General features: G+C 41.8%; 24 protein-coding genes. 12 read left to right on the forward strand and 12 right to left on the reverse strand.

Annotation, left to right across the window (positions count from 1 at the left end):
- The first annotated feature begins 25 nt into the window (after window positions 1–25).
- Complete coding sequence (gene urtE / locus HG267_RS23620) at window positions 26–724, forward strand: urea ABC transporter ATP-binding subunit UrtE (RefSeq protein ID WP_045868251.1); 699 nt, start codon at window positions 26–28, stop codon at window positions 722–724.
- Window positions 725–743: 19 nt separating this feature from the next.
- Here the strand turns inward: urtE and HG267_RS23625 are convergent, their stop codons facing one another.
- A complete protein-coding gene (locus HG267_RS23625; protein WP_045868252.1) occupies window positions 744–1,166 on the reverse strand; it encodes a hypothetical protein in 423 nt (140 codons plus the stop codon).
- A 482-nt stretch (window positions 1,167–1,648) separates the two neighbouring features.
- Between HG267_RS23625 and HG267_RS23630 the strand changes: the two genes are divergently transcribed.
- The 3 genes from HG267_RS23630 (at window position 1,649) to phnE (ending at window position 4,298) form a co-directional block, all read left to right on the forward strand.
- Window positions 1,649–2,623, forward strand: a complete 975-nt coding sequence (locus tag HG267_RS23630; protein ID WP_045868253.1) for a phosphate/phosphite/phosphonate ABC transporter substrate-binding protein — start codon at window positions 1,649–1,651, stop codon at window positions 2,621–2,623.
- Window positions 2,624–2,768: 145 nt separating this feature from the next.
- Window positions 2,769–3,500: a phosphonate ABC transporter ATP-binding protein gene (locus HG267_RS23635; protein ID WP_045868254.1), complete on the forward strand. Its 732-nt coding sequence runs from the start codon at window positions 2,769–2,771 to the stop codon at window positions 3,498–3,500.
- 3 nt (window positions 3,501–3,503) lie between these two features.
- Window positions 3,504–4,298, forward strand: a complete 795-nt coding sequence (phnE, locus tag HG267_RS23640; RefSeq protein ID WP_045868255.1) for a phosphonate ABC transporter, permease protein PhnE — start codon at window positions 3,504–3,506, stop codon at window positions 4,296–4,298.
- Between the two features lie 20 nt (window positions 4,299–4,318).
- Here the strand turns inward: phnE and HG267_RS23645 are convergent, their stop codons facing one another.
- The 6 genes from HG267_RS23645 to HG267_RS23670 form a co-directional block, all read right to left on the reverse strand.
- Complete coding sequence (locus HG267_RS23645; protein ID WP_155538988.1) at window positions 4,319–4,651, reverse strand: hypothetical protein; 333 nt, start codon at window positions 4,649–4,651, stop codon at window positions 4,319–4,321.
- Between the two features lie 160 nt (window positions 4,652–4,811).
- Window positions 4,812–5,894 (reverse strand): hypothetical protein, encoded by a 1,083-nt coding sequence (locus tag HG267_RS23650; RefSeq protein ID WP_045868257.1) that lies wholly within the window; start codon window positions 5,892–5,894, stop codon window positions 4,812–4,814.
- A gap of 151 nt (window positions 5,895–6,045) precedes the next feature.
- A complete protein-coding gene (locus HG267_RS23655; protein WP_045868258.1) occupies window positions 6,046–6,660 on the reverse strand; it encodes a hypothetical protein in 615 nt (204 codons plus the stop codon).
- 89 nt (window positions 6,661–6,749) lie between these two features.
- Window positions 6,750–7,400, reverse strand: a complete 651-nt coding sequence (locus tag HG267_RS23660) for a pentapeptide repeat-containing protein (RefSeq protein ID WP_045868259.1) — start codon at window positions 7,398–7,400, stop codon at window positions 6,750–6,752.
- A 269-nt stretch (window positions 7,401–7,669) separates the two neighbouring features.
- The gene (locus HG267_RS23665; RefSeq protein WP_045868260.1) at window positions 7,670–8,320 is read right to left on the reverse strand and encodes a (2Fe-2S) ferredoxin domain-containing protein; all 651 of its coding nucleotides are present in this window, start codon (window positions 8,318–8,320) and stop codon (window positions 7,670–7,672) included.
- A gap of 48 nt (window positions 8,321–8,368) precedes the next feature.
- Complete coding sequence (locus tag HG267_RS23670) at window positions 8,369–8,620, reverse strand: Asr1405/Asl0597 family protein (protein WP_045868261.1); 252 nt, start codon at window positions 8,618–8,620, stop codon at window positions 8,369–8,371.
- A gap of 516 nt (window positions 8,621–9,136) precedes the next feature.
- On the opposite strand from HG267_RS23670, the gene HG267_RS23675 reads away from it, so the two are divergent.
- From HG267_RS23675 to nblB, 7 genes are all read left to right on the forward strand, one after another.
- Window positions 9,137–9,691 (forward strand): Dps family protein, encoded by a 555-nt coding sequence (locus HG267_RS23675; protein WP_045868262.1) that lies wholly within the window; start codon window positions 9,137–9,139, stop codon window positions 9,689–9,691.
- Between the two features lie 690 nt (window positions 9,692–10,381).
- The gene (gene carB / locus HG267_RS23680; RefSeq protein WP_045868263.1) at window positions 10,382–13,642 is read left to right on the forward strand and encodes a carbamoyl-phosphate synthase large subunit; all 3,261 of its coding nucleotides are present in this window, start codon (window positions 10,382–10,384) and stop codon (window positions 13,640–13,642) included.
- 708 nt (window positions 13,643–14,350) lie between these two features.
- Window positions 14,351–15,307 (forward strand): RNA polymerase sigma factor, RpoD/SigA family, encoded by a 957-nt coding sequence (locus HG267_RS23685; RefSeq protein WP_045868892.1) that lies wholly within the window; start codon window positions 14,351–14,353, stop codon window positions 15,305–15,307.
- Window positions 15,308–15,643: 336 nt separating this feature from the next.
- Window positions 15,644–15,988, forward strand: coding sequence for a DUF760 domain-containing protein (locus HG267_RS23690; protein WP_045868264.1), 345 nt, complete (start codon window positions 15,644–15,646; stop codon window positions 15,986–15,988).
- 324 nt (window positions 15,989–16,312) lie between these two features.
- Window positions 16,313–16,744 carry an 8-oxo-dGTP diphosphatase MutT gene (gene mutT / locus HG267_RS23695; protein WP_045868265.1) on the forward strand — a complete coding sequence of 144 codons (432 nt, stop codon included), beginning with the start codon at window positions 16,313–16,315 and terminating at the stop codon, window positions 16,742–16,744.
- A 218-nt stretch (window positions 16,745–16,962) separates the two neighbouring features.
- On the forward strand, window positions 16,963–17,427 hold the full coding sequence (locus HG267_RS23700) for a CBS domain-containing protein (protein ID WP_045868266.1): 465 nt from the start codon (window positions 16,963–16,965) through the stop codon (window positions 17,425–17,427).
- Window positions 17,428–17,556: 129 nt separating this feature from the next.
- Window positions 17,557–18,219, forward strand: coding sequence for a phycobilisome degradation protein NblB (nblB, locus tag HG267_RS23705; protein ID WP_045868267.1), 663 nt, complete (start codon window positions 17,557–17,559; stop codon window positions 18,217–18,219).
- A gap of 250 nt (window positions 18,220–18,469) precedes the next feature.
- Here the strand turns inward: nblB and HG267_RS23710 are convergent, their stop codons facing one another.
- The 5 genes from HG267_RS23710 to rpaB all read right to left on the reverse strand — a co-directional run bounded on the left by HG267_RS23710 (window position 18,470) and on the right by rpaB (window position 21,911).
- Window positions 18,470–19,084 (reverse strand): PEP-CTERM sorting domain-containing protein, encoded by a 615-nt coding sequence (locus HG267_RS23710; RefSeq protein ID WP_045868268.1) that lies wholly within the window; start codon window positions 19,082–19,084, stop codon window positions 18,470–18,472.
- 550 nt (window positions 19,085–19,634) lie between these two features.
- Complete coding sequence (locus HG267_RS23715; RefSeq protein WP_155538990.1) at window positions 19,635–19,817, reverse strand: hypothetical protein; 183 nt, start codon at window positions 19,815–19,817, stop codon at window positions 19,635–19,637.
- Window positions 19,818–19,890: 73 nt separating this feature from the next.
- Window positions 19,891–20,409 carry a DUF456 domain-containing protein gene (locus HG267_RS23720; protein WP_045868269.1) on the reverse strand — a complete coding sequence of 173 codons (519 nt, stop codon included), beginning with the start codon at window positions 20,407–20,409 and terminating at the stop codon, window positions 19,891–19,893.
- Window positions 20,410–20,415: 6 nt separating this feature from the next.
- On the reverse strand, window positions 20,416–21,078 hold the full coding sequence (locus HG267_RS23725) for a cofactor assembly of complex C subunit B (protein WP_045868270.1): 663 nt from the start codon (window positions 21,076–21,078) through the stop codon (window positions 20,416–20,418).
- A gap of 104 nt (window positions 21,079–21,182) precedes the next feature.
- Window positions 21,183–21,911, reverse strand: a complete 729-nt coding sequence (gene rpaB / locus HG267_RS23730) for a response regulator transcription factor RpaB (protein ID WP_045868271.1) — start codon at window positions 21,909–21,911, stop codon at window positions 21,183–21,185.
- Between the two features lie 170 nt (window positions 21,912–22,081).
- On the opposite strand from rpaB, the gene radA reads away from it, so the two are divergent.
- Window positions 22,082–23,656, forward strand: a complete 1,575-nt coding sequence (radA, locus tag HG267_RS23735; protein ID WP_045868272.1) for a DNA repair protein RadA — start codon at window positions 22,082–22,084, stop codon at window positions 23,654–23,656.
- The last annotated feature ends 83 nt before the right edge of the window (window positions 23,657–23,739 follow it).

Genomic DNA, 23,739 nt, shown 5'->3' on the forward strand with positions numbered 1-23,739 from the left:
CAACCGATAATCCTGTCTCTACAATATGCTAAACATCTCTAACCTTAACGTTTACTACGGTGAAAGCCATATTCTTCGCAACGTAGATTTGAATGTACCATCTGGGCAAATGATATGCCTAATTGGACGCAATGGTGTTGGTAAAACAACTCTACTTAAAACCATTATGGGTTTACTTAAACCCCGCAGTGGCACAATTAATTTAGAAGGAAATTTAATCAATTCTAAATCACCCGACCAAAGGGCAAAAATGGGAATTGGTTATGTTCCCCAAGGAAGAGAAATTATTCCCCGATTAACAGTTAAAGAAAACTTGCTGTTGGGGTTAGAAGCTAGAAAGAACCCAGTAAAAAAAGCTGAAATTCCAGAAGAAATTTTTGGCTTATTTCCAGTTTTAAAAACCATGCTGTCGCGCATGGGTGGTGATTTAAGTGGAGGACAGCAACAACAACTTGCGATCGCACGTGCTTTAATGGGACAGCCTCGATTACTCGTCTTAGATGAACCCACCGAAGGTATTCAACCCTCAATTATCCTAGAAATTGAAGCCGCAGTGCGTCGCATTGTTGAAACTACAGGAATTTCTGTTTTATTGGTAGAACAACACTTACACTTTGTCCGCCAGGCTGATTACTATTACGCTATGCAAAAAGGCGGGATTGTGGCTTCTGGTTCCACCAATGAACTTAGCCAAGATGTAATTCAACGATTTTTGGCTGTTTAGTCAGTGTGGCTGAATTTATCTAAACCCATTCAAACCCCTGTGCTGCTAAATATTCCTTAGCTGATTCCAAAACATCTTCTCTCAGAATCAGCTTGATTTCTGGCGAACTGAGATACAAACGCAACCTTTTCTCAAACAGTTGGTTCGCTACTTCTATTTTTCTAACTGCATTCCAGGGAATTAGTAATGGCGGTAACCCAAAGCTAAACAAAGGAAAAATACTCAAGTAAAGTCCTTGACGACTGACACCTACATTTAAAGTTGCTTTGTAATATATCAAACCTACAGCACCGCTTTGCATCAGCCAGAAATTTGGTGGTGGTTCTTCATAGGTGCGATAGAGTTCAGCAAGGCGACTCCAGTCATGACGAAATGTCAGAATCATACCTACCATGAACAAGGCTGGGAAAATACCGTATATCCAATGAGATGTTGCTGACATTAATTGTTACTAATAAAACAAAATATTATAAACAGTATGAATCATGCTAATAACTCTGTAACTATACATTGAGTTAATTTGAGCAGAAATTTACTGTTTAGGACTTACCCAAAAGTCACGGAATTACGTCATTACGAGCGTAGGGAAGTAATCGCATAAAATTATGGGATTGCTTCCCTACACTACGTTCCGGTCGCAATGACAAATGTTGCTTGCGTAAGTCCTGCTGTTAATGTTTAGCTATTTGTAGAAGTGTAATTTTTGACTTACCATTATTTTTCTTTCTACATATTCTTATTGAAAATAGCAAAGTAAATACACCAGATTTCCTGAACTTGCAGATTTGCTCTATGGATTTCATTGATTAAACGCTATACATCGTAGTATTGACTTTTATTCCTAAAAGCCCTAGATTCTACTCTTGGAGTAGTTGCAAGTTATTTGCAAAAATACTGAGAATACTTCCTAATGGAGAGTGATCAATGAGAGTGAGCAAGAAGGGCTTGTTGGTTGCTGGTTCTGCATTGGTATCACTTGCAGGGCTAGCATTTAGCACGTTTGGGGAAATGCAAGCAACGAGCGCTAATTTTGCTCTTAAGCAACAAACACCAAGTTTGCTTGCCCAAAAATTAAAAACTTTGACAGTAGTTTTTCCTAGCAGATCTGATTCTACAGATTTGCAAAACAAAGCCAATGCTGTGGGAGCATTTTTATCGAAAGAATTAGGTATCCCAGTTAAAGCACAGGTAAGCGATGATACGGCTGCGGTAGAAGCTTTGAGAGCAAATCGGGCTGATGTGGCTTTCCTGAGTAGCCGTCCAGCATTGAAGGCTGAACAATTAGCAAATTCTCGTTTGTACTTAGCTGAAGTCCGTGATAACTATTCGGGAAGACACACTTATAGCTCAGTATTTGTTGTCCCCAGCAATAGCCCTTTAAAAAGCAGAAATAACGCCAAAGCTACTCTAGAACAACTCCGTGGTAAAAGAATGGCGTTTACTTCGCCTACTTCGGGTTCTGGGTTTATTTTCCCTGTAGGTGAATTGGTCAAACAAGGATTTGTTCAAAGTAGCGATCGCTTGGATGGATTCTTTGGTCAAGTTAGCTACGGTGGTAATTACAGCAAAGCTTTACAAGCAGTGGTACGCGGTCAAGCTGATGTAGCCACAGTATCAGAATATGCTCTCAATAGCCCGTATATCACCCCAGAAGAAAAGAGCAAGTTACGCGTACTGTATCGTATTTCTGGTGTACCAGCCCACGGTATCGCTATTGATGACGACGTTCCCGCACCAGAACGCGAAAAAATTATTAACGCCCTCCTCAAGTTAAATCAATCACAAAATAATGCGTTACTACGCAATTTATATAACTCTACAGAGTTGGTGAGAGTCGATCACAATCGTCACCTAGCACCCGTTCGGGATGCGCTAGCACGTGTTGGGATTGCACCTTAATTCAGCTGTCAGTCAGCGATGAAGGGGAAAGGTGAAAGGGTAAAGGTTTTTGCTTTTTCTCCTTTTGTACTTCACCAATATGGGAACGGCTATCAATTGCTAGGTGAAAACTATCAATTAACTGTTTAGTGGAATTGAACTAGGGATGAACGACCATATCATTGAGTGCCACAATTTAGAGACAGCTTATGCGGCATCTCTTAATCGCCCTATCTTAAATGGGATTAATTGTCAAATTCAACGGGGTGAATTTGTAGTATTGCTGGGACTCAATGGTGCTGGTAAGTCTACCTTATTGCGATCGCTTGTTGGGTTGGTTCCCCTAGTAAAGGGAGAAATCCAAATCAATGGTGTGACGCTGAGTAAGCGCACACTAGGCGCAATCCGCCGGGATGTCGGGATGTTATTTCAAGGCGGCGGATTGATTAAGCAATTATCAGCCCTAGAAAATGTTCTATGTGGACGGCTAGGTAATCGCACAACTTGGCAAACTTTATGGGGATTTCCCCAACGCGATCGCCTTTTGGCATTAGAGTTATTAGATCAGTTGGGCTTAAGAGAATTAGCCAACCAAAAAACCAGTCAACTCAGTGGTGGACAACAGCAAAGAGTAGCGATCGCCCGGGCTTTAATCCAATCACCACAAATATTATTAGCCGATGAACCGATTACCGGCTTAGATGTCTTAGCTTGTCAGCAGGTAATGCAGACTTTTTCAGACTTGCACGCCCAAGGAATGACGATTGTTACAGTGTTGCATGATTTGGGCATCGCTGCCGAATATGCCCAACGTGCGATCGTTGTCGATGCAGGGTGCATTGTTTATGACGGCCCTTGCGATAACTTACAAGCAAAATTTTCCCAAGTTTCAGCATAAATCATGAATGACTTGTTGAATTCCTCTATTTTCCGGCGCTATTCTTGGGTGAGTTGGCTGATTATCCCCTTAATAGCTGTTGTCGTTTATATTTGGGCGTTACAAGGGCTAAAAGTCGATTATGCAGTCCTGAGTACTAGCTGGCCATATATCACTGATTTTATCTCCAGGTTATTCCCCCCAGATTGGACAGTTTTAGATATCGCAGTTAAAGCATTGATTGAAACTGTACAGATGTCACTTTGGGGAACTACCATCGGTGCAATTATTTCTTTACCGATTGCGATCGCTAGCGCCAGCAACGTTGCGCCCCAATGGTTGCAATGGTTAGCGAATTTACTCCAAAATACTGTGCGTTCCGTCCCGTCTATTATTCTCGGTTTAATTTTTGTCGCCGCCACAGGATTAGGCGCACCAGCCGGGACATTAGCCTTAGGAATTTACACCATCGGCTACCTCGCTAAATTTTATCAACAAGCAATTGAAGCCGTTAACTCTCGTTCTTTAGAATCCTTAGAAGTGATTGGTGCATCCAAATTGCAAATTGCCCAATATGGAATTTTGCCCCAAGTGCTGCCATTAGCATTAGGTTATACCTTCTGGATGTTTGAATACAATATCCGTGCTGCTTCTGTTTTAGGTGTCGTGGGTGCAGGTGGAATTGGCTTTCAGTTGAAGAGTTACATTGACGGATTTGAATACAACAAAGCTACAACCATGATGTTGGTATTGCTGGTAGTAGTAACAGTAATTGATGCTTTTAGCAGTCAATTACGCCGTCGTTTAGATTCGATGTAGTCTAGCTGAATATAATTCCTTTAGGCACTCCATCTGCAAGGTACAATTTTTAGCTCGCCAATCATAGATGCGATCGCAAACCGCAAAAATAAAAGGTACATTATCCCGAAAAATCGCAATCCCACAATTAATTTGCCTTGTTTTTGTATAGTTAAAAACCAGATCGCCATAATTAATGGGGCTATGAGCAACATTTCTAGCTTAAACAACCACTCTCCCACCTGACGGCAAATGTAATAACAAGCACTGTAATAGCCAGAAGATGTACCTGTACACCAGCTCGTCAACCCAATAAAGTGCAGCACATAGTAGGCTTCACTTAAGAGAAACACAGGGATAATTGAAAACTTCAAACAATTTTTCATATAACTAATTAATTACAGCATTTCATTAATTCGTAGTGAATTAGCTGGAAAAATACTCTTCGTGACTTTACTCTCACCTCCGCTTTCCTTTGGGTTTCAAAAAGTTACGCACTTCTACAAAACCTGACTAAGTTTTCAAACAAGAACTTTAAGGAGGCCCAGCAGGAGGTGCATAGCGCATTTCTGGGTATATTTCCAAGTAGTCATGATATCCATTCAGCCATTGACAACGCTTCAGAGTCATTTTGTCCCAGTAGGTAGAGACATACTTTCGCAGATCCTCAATATATCTGGTTTCCCCAACTAATAGTGGTGTACCTAATGAGTAATACAATCCTTGAAATCGTCGATAGGGATTGTAATCACGAGCCGCATTGCCCTCCTTATCCAGAATTTCTAGTTCAGCGACAATTGCCTTTTGTGGGCGATCGCTATGATTAGTCACTACCAGAGTAAAATTCACTTCATACTCGGAACGCGTCCATTCTTTGATCTGACAACTAGATGCTGCCGTTAGTGGGGGTGAACTATAATTTGTGGGGACATTTTTGGGCCAGCGATCGCTTGTGGATTCTAGCAAATTTGCCATGATTTCTCCGTCCTGGCGTTCTAATTTATCCACAAAGATATTGCGGTAATAAACCTTGCCAGAATAGGGATTGGGTAGATAAGGATGCTGCCAGTCACTCCAATTTGAAGGCTTGTTAAGATTAAAATTATTAGGTTTTTTCGGCTCATCGAACCCCATCATCAGATAATCTGCTCTTAAGTAGCGGCTAGGAGGTATTCTCTTAAAAGCTTTCAGAGGTGGTAGTAACTGATAAATCTGATGCTTGCTTGATAGCTGCTGGTAAAATTTGGGATTAATTTGCAACTTTTGAATATCCCACCCATCTTTGAAAACATAAAGTATCAAAGTATCAATACCCTGATCCGCTAGTAAACAGCCCTGTCGATAACCATTCGGCAATTCTGGAAGTGGGTAGGTAAAAGAGATGCGTTTCTCTGTCACCGCTTGCTGGAATTGTTTCCAAATCACACAAGGCGGAACAATGGTTTTGTGAGAGAGATTAGTGACTTGGGTTAAGTGAGAAGATATAGAGGCGATCGCTGGTGGAGGTTCTACGGTAACAGGTTGAGAATCTGGCTTTTGTTCACAACTGATGAAGAAGAAAATAAAAGCTGCTACAAGAACAGCCATCTGAATGCGACGTTTAGCATAAAAACGCATAAATAATGGTGATTAAACACCGAATTTAGTTCTACATATTAGAAATACAGATGGTACAAACAAAATTCCTGTAGAAATGTAATTTTTTGTAATACGAAGATTGCAGGCTACTAAAAAAACATCAAGAAGGCTGAGTTTTCCCTATTCCTGTTCAAAGTTCTTTATAGAACCATAGAACAAACAACTCTGCTGGCGTAACTTCAGGAACTGGGTTTAGTAACAATGCTCGCTCAAAATGACTGCGCTTCAATACAAATATTCCATGCTGGGCTAAAATATCTGTTGCCTCCGCTAGTTGAGCCTGCCACTCACCAGCAGGTAGTTGATCCAGCATCATCCAGTCGAAATCTACGAAGCCAACTGTGCCAGTCACAAAAACACCATTTTTATACACCTGCCTTGAGTATCCTGCACTATAAACTGCGATCGGTGCATCGCGGTTAATTTCCAAGACAATTCCGTGTATGATTTGCTCTACTCTATTTTCATCTGTAATTGTCAGTTGTGATCCACCTTCTTTAAGATAAATAAATAGGTGAAAGAATGAAGTGAAACCTTCACCAAAAGGATATTCGATCAACCAGCTACCAGGAGCGTGATCGGGGAACAAATCAAAGGTTTCTGCTCCCTGAAAATCTGTGATAACTCTATCAAAATATGCGTCTTTTGTATCCCAATCTAGGTTGTAGGGGGGTTGTTCGTACATACTAGGGGGATGATGAATTATATCTACGAGTTGTTTCAGTATTTGATCGGGAACTGTCATTATGGCAACTACCAGATTAAAAACGGGAGCACAAAGCAGAACAGCTAGTTTTTTATGAGTCCTAGTGTATGTATTTGATGACGGCTAGGTTAACAATTTCGTTTAGAGATTTTTCCATCAGGCATTTTTGTATTACAGAGCTTGGCTTGATCCATCACAGACCCTTTCAAGTTAGCACCCTCAAAGTTAGCTTCACTTAAGTCAGATCCTGTAAAATCAACATTTGGCAATCCTAAATCACCGACTGGAGTCCGTCCAACATAACTAAAATTAGCACCAGTTAAATTCGCATTTCTAAAACTTGTACCATCCAGATATGTACAAGTGCCAGCACCACAGTGAAAATCAGCTTGAGACAAATTTGCACCATCAAAAATAGTATTTTCTAGATTGGCTTGCCGTAGCACAGCTTGTTGAAGATTAGCATGAGAAAAATTAGCGTTCCGGAGTTTAGTGGCTCCTAAAATTGTGTTTTGGAGATTTGCCTGAGAGAAATCTGCATTGTTGAACTGTTTCAATGATAGGTCTTTGTTCGATAGGTCACATCGCTGACATTGATTAGTTTCTCTTTGCAAAAAACGTTGCTTTTGAGCTTCAGGCCGATTCCAAAATAAAAATAAGATGATTGGCAGAGTTATTATTCCAGCTAGATAGCATAGACAAACTACAATACAAGAACGCTTATTCATCCATTCTTGTCTGAGAGGGTATTGAGGCGCATCTCGGTTAAAGCTTGGCATTGAATTTGCAACTAAAAAATGCACATCATGAATTAACTGTGTGCATTAGTGATTATTGTCATTTAAAACTTTACCAAGAAAACTCACAAACTACGTAATTGTCACTTAACTGCCACCCAATGCACTAAAGTACTTACTACATAGGCTGTAACATCTGATTTATGTGACACTGATTTTGCAAAAATATTGCAAAACTTCACAGTCGATCAAGAAAAGGGAACACGAAAAATTTCTTAATTATATTTTCACATGAAATTATCACTATTTAACTAACTATTGCTGACAACAGATATCACTATTTCTTTTTGAGGCTCTGGCTGCTGGTTTTCGCTATTTTTGGCAAAATGCTTATCCATGAGTGCAGGAACTTGTGCGGCTTGAATGCGACTGTAACGAGTTTTATCTGGCATTACTAAGTTAGGCCCACCTTTGCAGTTTTTCATACAGCCAGTACCTTTAATCGTAACTTGGTCTTCCAAACCGCGATCGCTTAATGCTGCTTCCAACGCTTGGCAAAGTCCTTTACCACCGCGTTTCATGCAATCAGATTTTTGACAAACCAAAATAGTGCTTTTCGGAGATTTCTCTTTAGTTTTATTAATAGATGGCGCTGCTGTTAATGTCGTAATGTCATGAATTCGGGAGACTTCGGGGATTGCTGCCATGACACGTTCAGCTTTCAACGTGATTTTGCCGCTTTTTACTTCATGCTTTTTTGTCCCGACAATTTGCAGCCAAGTACCTGGCGGTAAGCGCAAATCAAAAGCATATTTTAAATGTTTAGCAAGTTTCACATAAGATTCACCTTCAGCAGTCCCGATGAGCAAGCCTTTGAGCTTATAGCCATCCTTAATCACAAATTCCAGAAATCTTCCTTCAAGGCAAAAATCTGATACTTCGGTAGCGTGCGATCCACTCATGTTGGTTTTACCTGTTATTTATAAGACAACCTTGTTAGCGAGATAGCTTCAACGATTGAAACGTAGCCAGCTTTTCTCCAAACTCGAAATTATGTCTTGACGGGAAACACTGAACTGGCGCATGACACTCCAAAGTTGAATTATTGCTAAAGGATTAGTAATTTCAACTTGCAATGGCTGGTTAGACTCACACCAACAGGGAATCTCTAATTGCTGTAAGCGTTGATAAACTTGCCAACGATCCGCCCAATTCACTTCTAAAGTGTGTCTGGTTTCTACTTCTGAGCTAAACGATTTCAAGAGATGTACCTTCAAAATGCAACTATTTTGCAGTAATTATGCTGGTTTTGCTCCTTGAGGTTTCCCTTCTCTAGGAGTCCAGCTTTATAAATAAGCATAGCTTAGATGCAAACAATTCTCATTTATTTTAGATAAAAATCTCTAATATTTGCAATGTTCTTTTATTAATGGGGGTTGGGGATTGGGGAACTCGGGGCCCCCTTTGGGGATAAGGGGTAATGGGGACTGGGGACTGGGGATTGGGGATTAGGGACTGGGGATTAGGGACTGGGGATAAAGGGGATGAGGGGATAAATTATTTTGAGCCTTGACTCTTGTACAGACGCGATTAATCGCGTCTCTGTGACCCTGATTCAGCAGAGCAACCCTTCAGTATAAGAATGAAATTGCATAATTTTAGTAATGAAAAAATTAAAAGTCTATGAAATAAATTGGAATTGCTTTTAATTTTTAGAGTGTTAATATGTAGAAACTTCAGAAGTTCAAAACCTTAACTGATTAAAAGCGAGGAGAACAATGTCTGATACCACTACTGTGTTAAGAAACTTTGGTCATGTTTATGACAATCCAGTTTTATTAGATCACAGCGTAACTGCACCAGTTACTGAAGGATTTAACGTTGTCTTAGCAAGTTTTCAAGCTCTTTCCTTGCAATACCAAAAACATCATTTTGTGGTTGAGGGTGCAGAATTTTACTCTCTACATGAGTTTTTTAATGATAGTTATAAAGAAATACAAGAACATATCCATGAAATTGGAGAGCGCTTGGATGGACTAGGTGGTGTACCAGTAGCTACCTTTAGCAAGTTGGCAGAATTAACCTGTTTTACACAAGAGCCAGAAGGGGTATTTTCTGCGCGCCAAATGGTAGAAAATGACTTAGCAGCAGAGCAAGCAATTATTGGCTTGATTCGCCGCCAAGCTGCTCAGGCAGAGAGTTTGGGAGACCGTGGTACCCGTTACCTCTACGAAAAAATTCTTTTGAAAACTGAAGAACGCGCTTATCACTTGGCTCACTTCCTAGCAAAAGACAGCTTAACCTTAGGTTTTGTTCAACCTGCTCAGAACTAGAACCTGATAAATTTCGATAAGTCTGTTTAAGTCAGTTAATACTGAATAATAATTAGTCAGTAGTGAGTCTTAAAAAAATATAAAAAATTGCAGAGATTAGTATTTCTATATCTCTGCAATTTTTAATCTTGTTATATCAATGAATAACTATATAAACTATGATGATAATTAACAATACTTTTCTAATATCAGCTAATTAAAAATTACTGTTATTTAATAAAATCTATCTTTAGATAGATGCATTCTCTGGATTACTTTAAATTTAACATTATTGTCATATCAACTACCGCTACTAATAAAAAATATTACCAATTATTTGCAATATTTACTAATGATAATTCCCAATAATTTCAACATACAAAAAACCGGAGATTAACCAAGTAAGAGCAATCCCTAGTCCCCAGTCCCTAGTCCCTAGTCCCCAGTCCCTAGTCCCCAGTACCCAATCCCCAGTCCCCAGTCCCTAGTCCCTAGTCCCCAGTCCCTAGTCCCCAGTACCCAATCCCCAGTCCCCAGTCCCTAGTCCCTAGTCCCCAGTCCCTAGTCCCCAGTACCCAGTACCCAATCCCCAGTCCCCCAATCCCCTCCTGTCATCAAACTTTAGAAAACTTGCTAACAAACAGCGTGACCAGGGAGAAAGAATCTTAAAATAATCAGGATTTGTATTCTCTTACTCCATCCCTTAAGACTATGCCCCGCCGTCAAGACCTCCGGAAGATACTGCTGTTAGGCTCTGGCCCAATTGTGATTGGACAAGCCTGTGAGTTCGACTACTCTGGCACTCAAGCCTGTAAAGCTTTGCGAGAAGAAGGTTATGAAGTGGTGTTGGTGAACTCTAACCCAGCGACAATCATGACCGATCCAGAAACAGCCGAGCGTACTTATATTGAGCCGCTGACACCGGAAATGGTCGCAAAAGTCATTGCCAAAGAACGTCCAGATGCTTTATTGCCAACTATGGGAGGACAAACTGCTCTGAATCTCGCCGTGGCTTTGGCGAAAAATGGTGTTTTAGAAGAGTATGGCGTTGAGTTAATTGGTGCGAAACTCCCAGCTATTGAAAAAGCTGAAGACAGAAAACTGTTCAACGATGCAATGGATAAGATTGGGGTGCAGGTTTGCCCCAGTGGTACCGCCTCATCTTTAGAAGAAGCAAAAGCGATCGCTCGCCGCATTGGTACTTATCCTCTAATTATTCGTCCTGCTTTCACTATGGGTGGTACGGGCGGCGGTATTGCTTACAACCAGGAAGAATTTGAGGAAATGGCACAGGTGGGTATTGATGCTAGCCCTGTGTCACAAATTCTCATCGATCAGTCCCTACTTGGTTGGAAGGAGTACGAATTAGAAGTGATGCGGGACTTGGCAGATAACGTGGTGATTATCTGCTCCATTGAAAACCTCGACCCGATGGGTATCCACACCGGAGACTCAATTACCGTTGCACCAGCTCAAACCCTCACCGATAAGGAATATCAACGGCTGCGGGATATGGCAATTAAAATCATCCGCGAAATTGGGGTAGAAACTGGCGGTTCTAATATCCAATTTGCTGTGAATCCGGTAAGTGGGGATGTGGTGGTGATTGAAATGAACCCCCGTGTGTCTCGTAGTTCTGCCTTGGCTTCCAAAGCTACTGGTTTCCCGATCGCCAAGATGGCGGCGAAGTTAGCTGTTGGCTATACCTTGGATGAAATTAAAAACGACATTACTAAGAAAACTCCCGCATCCTTTGAACCCACAATTGACTATGTAGTCACCAAAGTTCCCCGCTTTGCCTTTGAGAAGTTCCCTGGCTCAGAACCAGTGTTGACAACCCAGATGAAATCTGTGGGCGAAGCAATGTCAATTGCCCGGACATTTAACGAATCCTTCCAAAAAGCTCTGCGTTCCTTAGAAACTGGACGTGCAGGTTGGGGTTGCGACAAAGCCGAGAAATTACCTAGCGGCGAACAAATCCGCGCCCAGTTACGGACACCTAACCCAGAGCGCATTTTCGCCGTGCGTCATGCAATGCAATTGGGGCTAACTAATGAAGAAATCTACGAACTGACAGGTATTGACCCTTGGTTCCTCGATAAATTGCAACAACTGTTAGAAGTCGAGAAATTCCTCAAACGCACTCCTTTAAAAGAGTTGACAAAAGAGCAGATGTATGAAGTGAAGCGTGAGGGATATAGCGATCGCCAAATTGCTTTTGCTACCAAAACTCACGAAGATGAGGTACGCGCATACCGCAAACAGTTAGGAGTCGTTCCAGTTTACAAAACTGTAGACACCTGTGCTGCTGAGTTTGAAGCCTTTACTCCTTACTACTACTCCACCTACGAAGAAGAAACCGAAGTTTTACCCACCGACAAACCCAAAGTGATGATTTTGGGTGGTGGCCCCAACCGGATTGGGCAAGGAATTGAGTTTGATTACTGCTGTTGTCATGCAGCCTATGCTTTGAAAGGTGCAGGCTACGAGACAATTATGGTCAACTCTAACCCAGAGACAGTTTCTACAGATTATGACACCAGCGATCGCCTGTACTTTGAGCCATTAACTAAAGAAGATGTCCTCAATATCATTGAAGCTGAGAATCCTGTAGGCATCATTGTGCAATTCGGTGGACAAACACCATTGAAGCTAGCAGTACCTCTGCAACAAATACTCAGCAATCCCGAATCAGGACTCACTACAAAAATTTGGGGTACATCGCCAGATTCTATCGATATGGCAGAAAACCGGGAACGGTTTGAAAAGATCCTCAATCAGTTGAATATTGCTCAACCCCCCAATGGAATTGCTCGGAGTTACGAAGACGCGCTGATTGTCGCCAAACGCATTGGTTATCCAGTGGTGGTACGTCCTAGCTATGTGCTGGGGGGAAGGGCAATGGAAATCGTCTACTCCGATGCAGAACTAGAACGTTACATGACCTTTGCGGTACAGGTAGAACCCGATCACCCAATTTTGATTGATAAATTTTTGGAAAATGCCATCGAAGTTGATGTAGATGCGATCGCAGACCACACGGGACGAGTGGTAATTGGTGGTATTATGGAACACATCGAACAAGCGGGGATTCACTCTGGTGATTCAGCTTGCTCTTTACCTTCCATTTCCCTACCGCCAGCAGTGCTAAATCAAATTCGCACCTGGACAGTGCAGTTAGCACAGGCGCTTTCGGTAGTTGGGCTAATGAATATTCAGTTTGCTGTTGTGGGTGCTAGTAGCTATTCACCGCAAATTTACATTCTAGAAGCCAACCCCCGCGCCTCTCGGACTGTGCCCTTTGTTTCTAAAGCAACCGGTGTGCAATTGGCAAAACTCGCATCCTTAATCATGTCAGGCAAAACCTTAGAGGAGCTAAACTTCACTCAGGAAGTCATCCCCTCCCATATTGCGGTTAAAGAAGCAGTATTGCCATTCAATAAATTCCCCGGTACTGATACGATTTTGGGCCCTGAAATGCGCTCCACTGGTGAAGTTATGGGAATTGACACAGATTTTGGCCGCGCCTTTGCCAAAGCTGAAATCGCTGCGGGTGAGCGTCTACCATTGTCGGGCACAGTATTTGTATCCATGAGCGATCGCGATAAAGCTCCAGCAGTAAACGTCGTCAAAGAATTTATTGATTTGGGCTTTACAGTGATGGCAACATTTGGCACGCGTAAAGTTCTTCAGGAACATGGGCTACCTGTTGAGTTAGTCCTGAAACTCCATGAAGGTCGTCCTCACGTCCTGGATGCTATCAAAAACCAAAAAATCCAACTAATTATCAACACCCCATCGGGAGAAGAAGCCCATACTGATGCGCGGTTAATTCGCCGCACAGCCTTGGCTTACAAAATCCCCATCATCACCACCATTGCAGGAGCCAAAGCCACTGTTGCAGCCATACATTCTCTGCAAACTACCACTTTAGACGTAAAAGTCATCCAAGAATACTGCCTGCTGCAATAGGAATGTTGATCATCATCTCTTGCAAAAGGTACTTTTACCAAATCTGAGAAAGCGGTAAAAGTTAAAAGAACGGGCATGGGGCATGGGGCATTGGGCATGGGTAATGAGAAGTCAGCATTTGTTTTTCTTCCTCATACCCCTAATCTGTCCCTGCTCCTTTCCCAGTCACCAGTCCCCAGTCACCATTACCCCTTATCCCCAGAGGGGGCCCCGAGTTCCCCAATCCCCAATCCCAACAAAAGCAAAAGTTAATTAATTGTTATAGAACATTATTTATACTTATCATTGATTTATTTTAAGAATTATGAGAAACAAATTTCTTCCTACAGAGACATTTATGAAGTCAGCTAATAAGCGAGATTCATCTATATGACAGCGTTAGAGCTATGGGAACAGCCTTTAAAATTCCGAACTCAAGGGTATGAGATTTTTATCATAAATGTTACAATTATTAATCATGAGAAAAACCAAAAAATGTTCTACTCAATACCTTTTATCTAACTCTAGATACTTGTGAAACTGGGTAAATAACTGTAACGTCTAGAGCAGTTAAGAACCTGAATAGATTAATATGAGCAGCCGAATTTTTCGGACAGTGAAATTGCCAACCATAGTCTGGGTTCCCATTCAAACTGGTTAGCAGCCTGGCAAAGCATTTATCACTAAATGACCATACCGTCAAATCCAACATTACCAATGAGTAGCGCCATGAAGACCGCTCAGACAGCCACGGACCTCGTGCGGACTTACCTGCGTGAGATTGGCCGTGTGCCACTCTTAACCCACGAGGAAGAGATTTTTTATGGCAAACAGGTGCAGCGTTCAACTGCTTTGTATGAAATAAGGGATGAGCTTGTCACCCAGTTAGGTCGTCAACCAACTTTAGAAGAGTGGGCCAAAGCTACAAATCTAGAATTGGCAGAGTTGAACGAAGTGATCGCCGACGGCGAATATGCCAAGCGCAAGATGGTAGAAGCTAACTTGCGATTGGTTGTATCTGTTGCCAAAAAATATATTAAGCGCAATGTCGATCTCCTAGATTTAATCCAAGAAGGCAGCATCGGGATGCAACGGGGTGTAGAAAAGTTTGACCCCACAAAAGGTTATAGATTTTCTACCTATGCCTATTGGTGGATACGTCAAGCTATCACCAGAGCGATCGCCGAAAAAGCTCGTACTATTCGGTTGCCAATCCACATTACAGAGAAACTGAATAAGATTAAAAAAGCACAGAGGCAATTATCCCAAAGGCTGGGACGCGCTCCTTCTGCATCTGAATTAGCTAAAGAATTGGAATTGACACCTAAACAGGTACGAGAGTACCTGGAAAAGGCCCGTCTACCTCTATCCCTGGATTTGCGGTTGGGAGATAATTACGACACTGAACTGGGAGAAATGTTGGAAGATCCTGGCGCTTCTCCAGAAGACTTTGTGATGCAATCTTCATTGTCTAATGATTTAGAGCGCCTGATGGGGGATCTGACTCCCCAGCAAAAGGAAGTAATCACCCTGCGCTTTGGCTTAATGGATGGTCAAGCTCTAACTTTAGCCAGAATTGGTGAAATCCTCAACATCAGTCGTGAACGAGTACGGCAAATTGAGCGGGAAGCACTCACTAAACTACGTAAGTCTAAAGCCAACATGGATGAATATTTGGCCAGCTAGTCATTTGTCTTTTGTCCTTTCTGACAGAGTTCTGAGCACCTCAAACAGGCGCTCAGGCTTTGTGCTTTGTTATGAGCTATTTACAAAGGACGAAAGACAATTGATTAGAAATCAAGGTAGTGCAAGCCTCTGGCTTAGGGTATTAGCAGTCTCATCAATATGAGGTGAGAAAACACGCCGGGTTTGGTACGGTTACACCCACTCACTAATCAAATTGCACTTGTTACATTAATTGACAGGAACAGCAAAGTACTAGCTGAGGTCAATACGAGATAAGCACTTATTTTTAAACTTTATAAAAACCGTAGCTAGTAGTATTAATCAAGGAGATGCAACGTGAGTAACCCATCTAATCGAGTTTCAGAATTTTTTGACAGTGAATCAGAAACTACCGATGTACTCTGGCAATATGTTAAATCCTTGAGTCCAGAGGCAGTTTCTCAGTTATCAAAACCCAGTTCTCCGGAAGTTCTGCAAGTAATGGAACGCAATATTATTGGTCTTTTGGGTAACCTACCTTCGGAACACTTTGACGTTAGCATCACTACTAGCCGCGAAAGTTTAGGACGGCTTCTCGCCTCTGCAATGATTAGTGGTTATTTCTTGCGTAATGCTGAACAAAGAATGAATTTTGAAATGGTTCTTCAAGGTACTGAAACAAACAACAACGAAATTGAATAACAATGTTGTTGGGTTCATCTATAGACCTCCTACAAGCCAAAATCAGCAAAAAACATTACTCTGCGAAATCTAGATAGTATGCTGATAATTCACCCCTTATCTATAGATTGAAATAATAGCTATGATTAGGGGTAGCATACATACAATCTGAAATTTAGACAATCAGAATAGCTAGGCAAATCGAGGCAAATAAATTTAAAAATTTGTGAATGCATAATACAATATAAACTCGGCAAACATTTAGAAAAGCTTGCCGAGTTATATGTTTGCTTATTAATTTTAAATTCTGCCTTTTTTTGCTAGTTTATTCTGTACCCATCAACCATGAGTGAAACTATTTCTCTCCTCCCCCATAAAATTATTGGTGTCGCTGTAATTTGGAATGACCAAGAACAAATATTAATTGATCGTCGCCGTGCGGGAGGAGCAATGGGTGGTTTGTGGGAATTTCCTGGCGGCAAAATTGAGCCTGGCGAAACTGTTGAAGAGTGCATTAAACGCGAAATTTACGAAGAACTGGGAATAGAAATAGCAGTAGGAGAACATCTCATTACTATCGATCACACCTATACAGAGTTGCGCGTTACCCTAACTGTGCATCAATGTCGCCATCTAGCAGGTGTACCTCAAGCCATAGAATGTGATGAAATCCGTTGGGTAAATTTAGCAGATTTAGAACAGTTTGCCTTTCCCAAAGCAAATGTGCAAATTATCGCAGCGTTGAAGGCGCGATTGGGGACTGGGGACTGGGGATGAGGGAGATGAGGGAGATGAGGGAGATGAGGGAGATGAGGAAGATGAGGGGGAAATAATTTACCAATTACCCATGATCCATTACCAATGCCCAATGTCCAATGCCCAATGCCCAATGCCCCATTCCCATTACAAGTAACGATGTATGAACTGCATCAGGTTACGACCCGCAATTTTTTAAAATAAACCCAGAGACTTTGATAAAAGGTGTTAGCAGACAAATGCCTAAAACCGTTGCCGACGTGATGAGCCATGATCCGGTGGTTGTCCGATCTGAAACTCCACTGAAAGAAGCCATACAAATTCTTGCAGAACGACGCATCAGCGGATTACCTGTAGTGGATGATGTTGGTAAATTGGTGGGCATTATCTCAGAAACAGATTTGATGTGGCAAGAAACAGGTGTGACTCCTCCGGCTTACATCATGTTTCTCGATAGTGTCATCTATTTACAAAATCCTGCCGATTATGAGCGTGACTTGCATAAAGCACTGGGACAAACTGTTGGGGAAGTGATGAGTAAGAATCCGATCACTATTTCTCCTGATAAAGCTTTACAAGAAGCAGCCAGAATTATGCACGATCGCAGTGTGCATCGTTTACCAGTTTTAGATAGCGCAGGTCAAGTCATTGGTATCCTTACCCGTGGTGATATTATCCGCGCTATGGCTGCCGAGCAAGATTAGTCAATAGTTAAATGTCAACAGTCCAATATCAAAAGTCAAAAGTAATTAGTCATTTGACTTTTGAGTGCAGACGCGATTAATTGCGTCTTGGCGACGTTTGACCCTTTTTGAAACTTTAGGATAAATATAATGAGTGTTACTCCTGAGTCGGTGCAGCAATTGCTCGGTTCCGAAAATTTGGGCGATCGCTTGCGAGGTGTGAATCAAATCCGCGATTTAGAACCTGCGATCGCTTTTGAATTAATTCAAACGGCGGTTAGTGACAGCAATGCTCGTGTCCGTTACTCAGCAGTGAGTCAACTGGATACATTTGGTACACAAGATGCAGAATTATCATTGAATATATTACGCGAACTACTGAAAGACCCAGAACCGGATGTGCAAGCAGCCGCCGCAGATTGTTTGGGTGCGCTGAAACTCACATCAGCTTTTGATGATTTACAACAGCTTTACGATGCAAGTCCTGAATGGCTAGTCAAATTTAGTATCATCGCTACTTTGGGAGAGTTAGGCGATCCGCGAGGCTTTGAATTGCTCCAGCAAGCGCTCACATCTGACAATGAGTTAATTCAAACTGCTGCGATTAGTTCCTTTGGCGAATTGGGAAATACAGATGCTGTCCCACTTTTAGCGCCTTATGCCAAAAATCCCGATTGGCAAGTCCGCTACAGAGTTGTGCAAGCTATGAGTCACTTGGGTGGCGCAGATGCGAAAGCTGTATTAGAGACTATGGCTAATGATGAAGTAGAAGCGATCGCCAATGAAGCGAAAAAATCTTTGCAGGCAGTTTAATTTTACATAAACTTGTCTGAAGGGTAAAATAACAATCTTTAAGGGTACAAAATTTTTGTGCCCTTATTGTGTAGTCACATTGCCATTAATAGCCTCATAAAAAAATTCGTAGTAACTTCTTCAGTGATTACTACGAACACAAAGCTATAACACTTAATGAAAACCAAAATCGAAATTATTTTTACATATTTCTATTAATAATGATACTCCTTTTCTGTCTACAATTTAATTTTTATTTTGTGGGTAATGCTCAAGAACTAGCTTGAGCTTTGCGACGGCGAGACATAGCCATGACTGCACCTACAGCACCCAAGCCAAGTAATGTAGTTGGTTCAGGAACAGAGGCTACTGTCACACCTTTGAAACTTGCATTAATTGTTCCACCTGTACTGTATGCATTCTGTGCAGTTGTGGCATTCAGTAAAGTAGTAAAATCAATATTTCCTACTGCTTGGCTACCATCTTCAAACAATCCAGTGAAATTAAAGCTAACGTCTGTTCCTCCGAAAACAGATGTAAATGTTGGGGAAAGAATACTAGTCAAACTCAGAAGTTTAACGCCATCTGCTGCACCAACATCTATAAATTTAGAAGGTAAACTAGTATTTAAGAAACTGTAAATAGTGCCTGTGGAATCTCCAAGAAAATCTCCAGTTTTGATTCCTAATGCAATTGTTCCAGGATTAGGATTAAAGGTGATACCAGTCTTGCTAATACCAGCTACAGTGCCAGAACCGTCAAATGTAAACCCACCACTATAAGCTTGAGCAGAACTAGCAGAGGTTACTATTCCAGCAATAGCTAAAGGAAGTACAGCAGTAGCAGCTAAGGCAGAGTTGATGACTTTAGATTTAATAGCAAACATGGTGATTTAAGGTTCCTGTAAAAAGAAATTAGTTTATTAATTAGGTGTAATTCTAAAACTAGTTATGGATGCGATAAACCATCAATAAAAGAGCATTAATGCATCCTATCTTTGTCATCTAGATTAGAATTATTTTCTGAATGAATTAGGTAGAACAATGACCCTGTTGGTTTTTAGCGAGTGATTTATTTATCACTCTTACAGAATGACATAGCTGTTTACTAATACGCAAGAGCTACCGATTTATCTTGATATAAACTTTATTGATTCCATAGTGGCATTTACTAGATACGTCATTTGGTAGTCTCTAAAATTACGTAATTTTCCTGGATTAGCGAAGGTTTGGCTTCAGTATGTTTAACAAACTGCTAGTTTTCATTTTTAAAGATTTCTATACAAATTCTGTGGATGATACGCACTTCAATAACTCAGTAAAAATTGTGTTTTCTAGATGAACTCTTTTTGTCTTTTAGATAAGCTGAGTGCAAAGAACTTATAAACTATAAATGAAGACTTTGTTATGGCTAAAAAAGCAGATTTTCTCTCAAATCTATAATGTTATTAACCGGGTTTTTGTCACTAATAAAATAGGGTGGGCAATGAATGCCCACCCTACTAAAGTTTTATTGAAAGCGGCGGGAAACTCCATCCCCTTGTGGGTGGAGAGGGATAGCTGCCCCGCCGCTTGGGGCATAGGGCATAGGGCATTGGTATGTTCTTTCCCATGCCCCATGCCCAATTCCCAATTCCCAAAAACTCCATCCCCTTGTGGGTGGAGTTTTTCATTTGCTTAATCTACAGGAATCTTAGCTGCCATATATTTGCGGCCAAGTGTTCACTATAAAAACTACCACTGCAGCGATCGCTAATATTCCTTGGAGTAAATTTCCCACGACTGTACCAACGACAATTCCAATACCAGCCTTGATTGCGACTCCTAGTTGACGCTGGTAAAGGTATTCACCAATGATTGCGCCCAATAATGGCCCCATTAAAATACCTAATAGCGGCCCGCCAAAGGGTAAAGCTGGTAATAACCCGAAGAATCCCAAAAGCAACCCCACAAATGCGCCTATTTGTCCCCACTTACTAGCGCCAGCTTGTTTCGCGCCTATATAGCCTGCTAAAAAATCTACGCCAATACTCAGAAGCAATACAATCACTGTGACAATTAGCGGTATTTTAATTGCTGCAAAGGAACTGCTAACAACTCCCCAGATAATAATTGCAATTAATATTAAACTGGTTCCAGGGATGGCAGGAACTACAGCGCCGATAACACCCACAACCATCACTGCAATCAGTAACCAATAGATAATTTGCATAAAGTTTTAACTTTCTGACTCAACTTGCAAATAGGAACTGAGAGTTACAGCTAATTTATCAGCAATTCCAGATATCCAATTTTCATCTTGTTTGGTGTAACTGCGAGGTGCATTTGCTCCTAAAATTAATACACCTTGGTTACCGATAGGTTGACAAATTACCCCTTGAGTATTTTCGGGTAAATAATCAAATTCTATTTTGCCTGGATAGACTTTTAATGCAACTAAATAAACTGGTTTTTGTGTTTCTAATACCCTTTTTAAAATTGGGCCTGGTACAACCTCAGATTTAGGCGAGAGAATACCGCGACGTAACAGAACCTTACCTTGGTAAAAAACTAAGAGCGATCGCGTGACGGTGTTAGTTAATAATAAATGGGATGCCCAAGCTAGTTCTGTTTTCACGGCTTCTGGTAAATCCGCAGCCAACACAAAACCTTCCTCCCCAATCAGTTGTACAGTATCAGGCGATCGCGGTTGTACTTGCTGCCAAATTAATCCAGTTAAAATTAACACCGCACTTAGAATCACGCCCAGTACATCCCCACGGGCTTGGGATTCTGTCAGTTCCGGTGTTAACAAGCGGTTAATTAGCAAAAGTACAGCGCCTAAACAGCCAACTACTATGGGTAGACGGCGTAAAACTAGATTGGGATCGGGTTTATTCATTTGTTATTGGCTATGGGGCATTGGGCATGGGACATTGGGCAAGAAGGCAATAGGTAAGTCTCCCTTATCTCCCTCATCCCCCTCATCTTCCTCATCTCCCCTATTTATTCCTCCCCAGGTTCAATTATCCGTTGGAATAAATAACCAGTGCCACGGGCGGTAAGAATCAATTCAGGGTTGCTGGGATCGTCTTCTAATTTGGCGCGCAAACGGGAGATATGCACATCCACCACGCGGGTATCTACATGGCGTTCTGGTGTGTAACCCCATACTTCTTGCAAAATTTCTGAACGGGAAAAAGCTTCTCCGGAGCGACTAACCAATAACTCTAGTAAGCTAAATTCCATACCAGTTAGGCGAATGCGCTCATCACCTTTGTAAACTTGTCGCTTATTCGTATCAATTTTGATATTAGCAACGTGGATGACTCCAGAACTAGGAATTCCCGAAGCACTGGTTTTGTCTACCCGTCTGAGTACAGAGCGAATCCGGGCTTCTAGTTCCTTTGGGGAAAACGGCTTAACTACATAGTCATCAGCGCCTAACTCTAATCCGGTGATGCGATCGGCTACGTCCCCTAAGGCTGTTAGCATAATAATAGGGACATCTGACTCCTTACGTAGTTCTTGGCAAACACCGTAGCCATCAAGTTTTGGCATCATGACATCCAAAACTACTAGATCGGGGTCAGCTTTGCGAAAAGTTTCCAAAGCTTCTTCTCCATCACCAGCCGTCACTACATCGTAGCCAATCATGGAAAGGCGCGTTTCCAAAATCCGGCGAATGCTGGCTTCGTCGTCTACCACCAGGATTTTTTCTTTATGACTTTCCAAGTTTCTCAACGCTCCTTAACTAAAATTTTTCATGATTAATTTTTAATACCATAATATTAAGATATCATTCCATGAATTAGATGAAAAAAAGCTGTAACTACTACTATTATTGAACTTTTCTTTTCGCCAAGAATTAAGGAAAAATTAAGATTATTTAATAAGATTTAAGAATGGCAAAGTCCAAAACCTTTTACATTTGTAACGATTGTGGTGCAGAATCTTCTCAATGGTTTGGTAAGTGTCCCGCTTGTGGTACTTACAATTCTTTAGAAGAACAAATTTCTATCCAATCATCGGTCGATATACCCAGCCGAGGGGGAGTCAGTGGTTGGCAATCAGCGTCTACTAATGGCAAATCTCATAATAAGCCAGCAAAACCGCGCTCTTCCTTAACATTCGATCAAATTAGCGATCGCCAAATTGCTCGCTGGGAATCTGGCTATGGAGAATTAGATCGGGTTTTGGGCGGTGGTGTTGTTCCTGGTTCGATGGTGTTGATTGGTGGTGATCCAGGAATTGGTAAATCAACTTTACTGCTTCAAGTCTCTAATCAATTAGCGCAGAGATACCGCATTCTCTATGTCACAGGTGAAGAATCAGGTCAACAGGTAAAATTAAGGGCTTCACGCTTGGGTGTAGCAAAAGGTGTGAATGTAGTAGGAGATGAAAATACAGTTGTAGAGGCAGTAACACCTGTTCCCATAGATCCTCAAAGTGAAGTCATACCTGTTGCCATAGACAGCAACAGTATAAACCCTGACAATATAGGCGCAGATTTATATATATTGCCAGAAACCGATTTAGAAGAAATTCTCCGGGAAATAGACTCTCTTAAACCAAATGTGGCAGTAATTGATAGTATTCAAACAGTGTTCTTTCCAGCACTGACATCTGCACCTGGTTCCGTAGCCCAGGTGCGGGAATGTACAGCCGCACTGATGAAAGTGGCAAAGCACGAAGACGTGACAATGTTAATTGTGGGACACGTGACCAAAGAAGGTGCGATCGCAGGGCCGAAAGTTTTAGAACACTTAGTAGATACCGTATTGTATTTTGAAGGCGATCGCTTTGCATCCCATCGGTTATTACGAACAGTAAAAAACCGCTTCGGTGCAACTCACGAAATCGGTATTTTTGAGATGGTATCTCATGGATTGCGTGAAGTTCCTAACCCCTCAGAGCTATTTTTAGGTAATCGTGACGATCCAGCACCAGGTACTGCTATCGTTGTGGCTTGCGAAGGAACTCGCCCCATCGTTGTGGAATTGCAAGCTTTAGTCAGCCCTACTAGTTACCCCTCCCCCCGGCGCGCCGCCACGGGGATAGACTATAACCGCTTAGTGCAAATATTAGCGGTGTTAGAAAAACGGGTAGGAATTCCCATGTCGAAGCTAGATTCTTATGTTGCTTCGGCGGGGGGATTGAATGTTGAAGAACCAGCAGTAGATTTAGGAATTGCGATCGCCATTGTTGCAAGTTTCCGCGATCGCATCGTCGATCCAGGTACAGTCTTAATTGGTGAAGTCGGGTTAGGGGGACAAGTGCGATCGGTTTCCCAGATGGAACTGCGGTTAAAAGAAGCTGCGAAGTTGGGATTTAAAAGAGCGATCGTCCCCAAAGGGCAAAAATTCCCTGACCTTAATATCGAGATTTTACCAGTTTCCAAAGTAATAGATGCAATTATCGCCGCTATCCCCCATCAAGAACTCACAGAAGAAGATTTGGAACCCGATGAAGAAGAGTAACCCCACCCCAACCCCTCCCCCGAAGTTCCGATCGGAGGAAGCCTCCGCTCGGACTTCTCTCCGCAAGCGAGGAGGGGCTAAAT

The organism is Tolypothrix sp. PCC 7601, assembly GCF_025677855.1.
Taxonomy (GTDB): domain Bacteria; phylum Cyanobacteriota; class Cyanobacteriia; order Cyanobacteriales; family Nostocaceae; genus Aulosira; species Aulosira diplosiphon.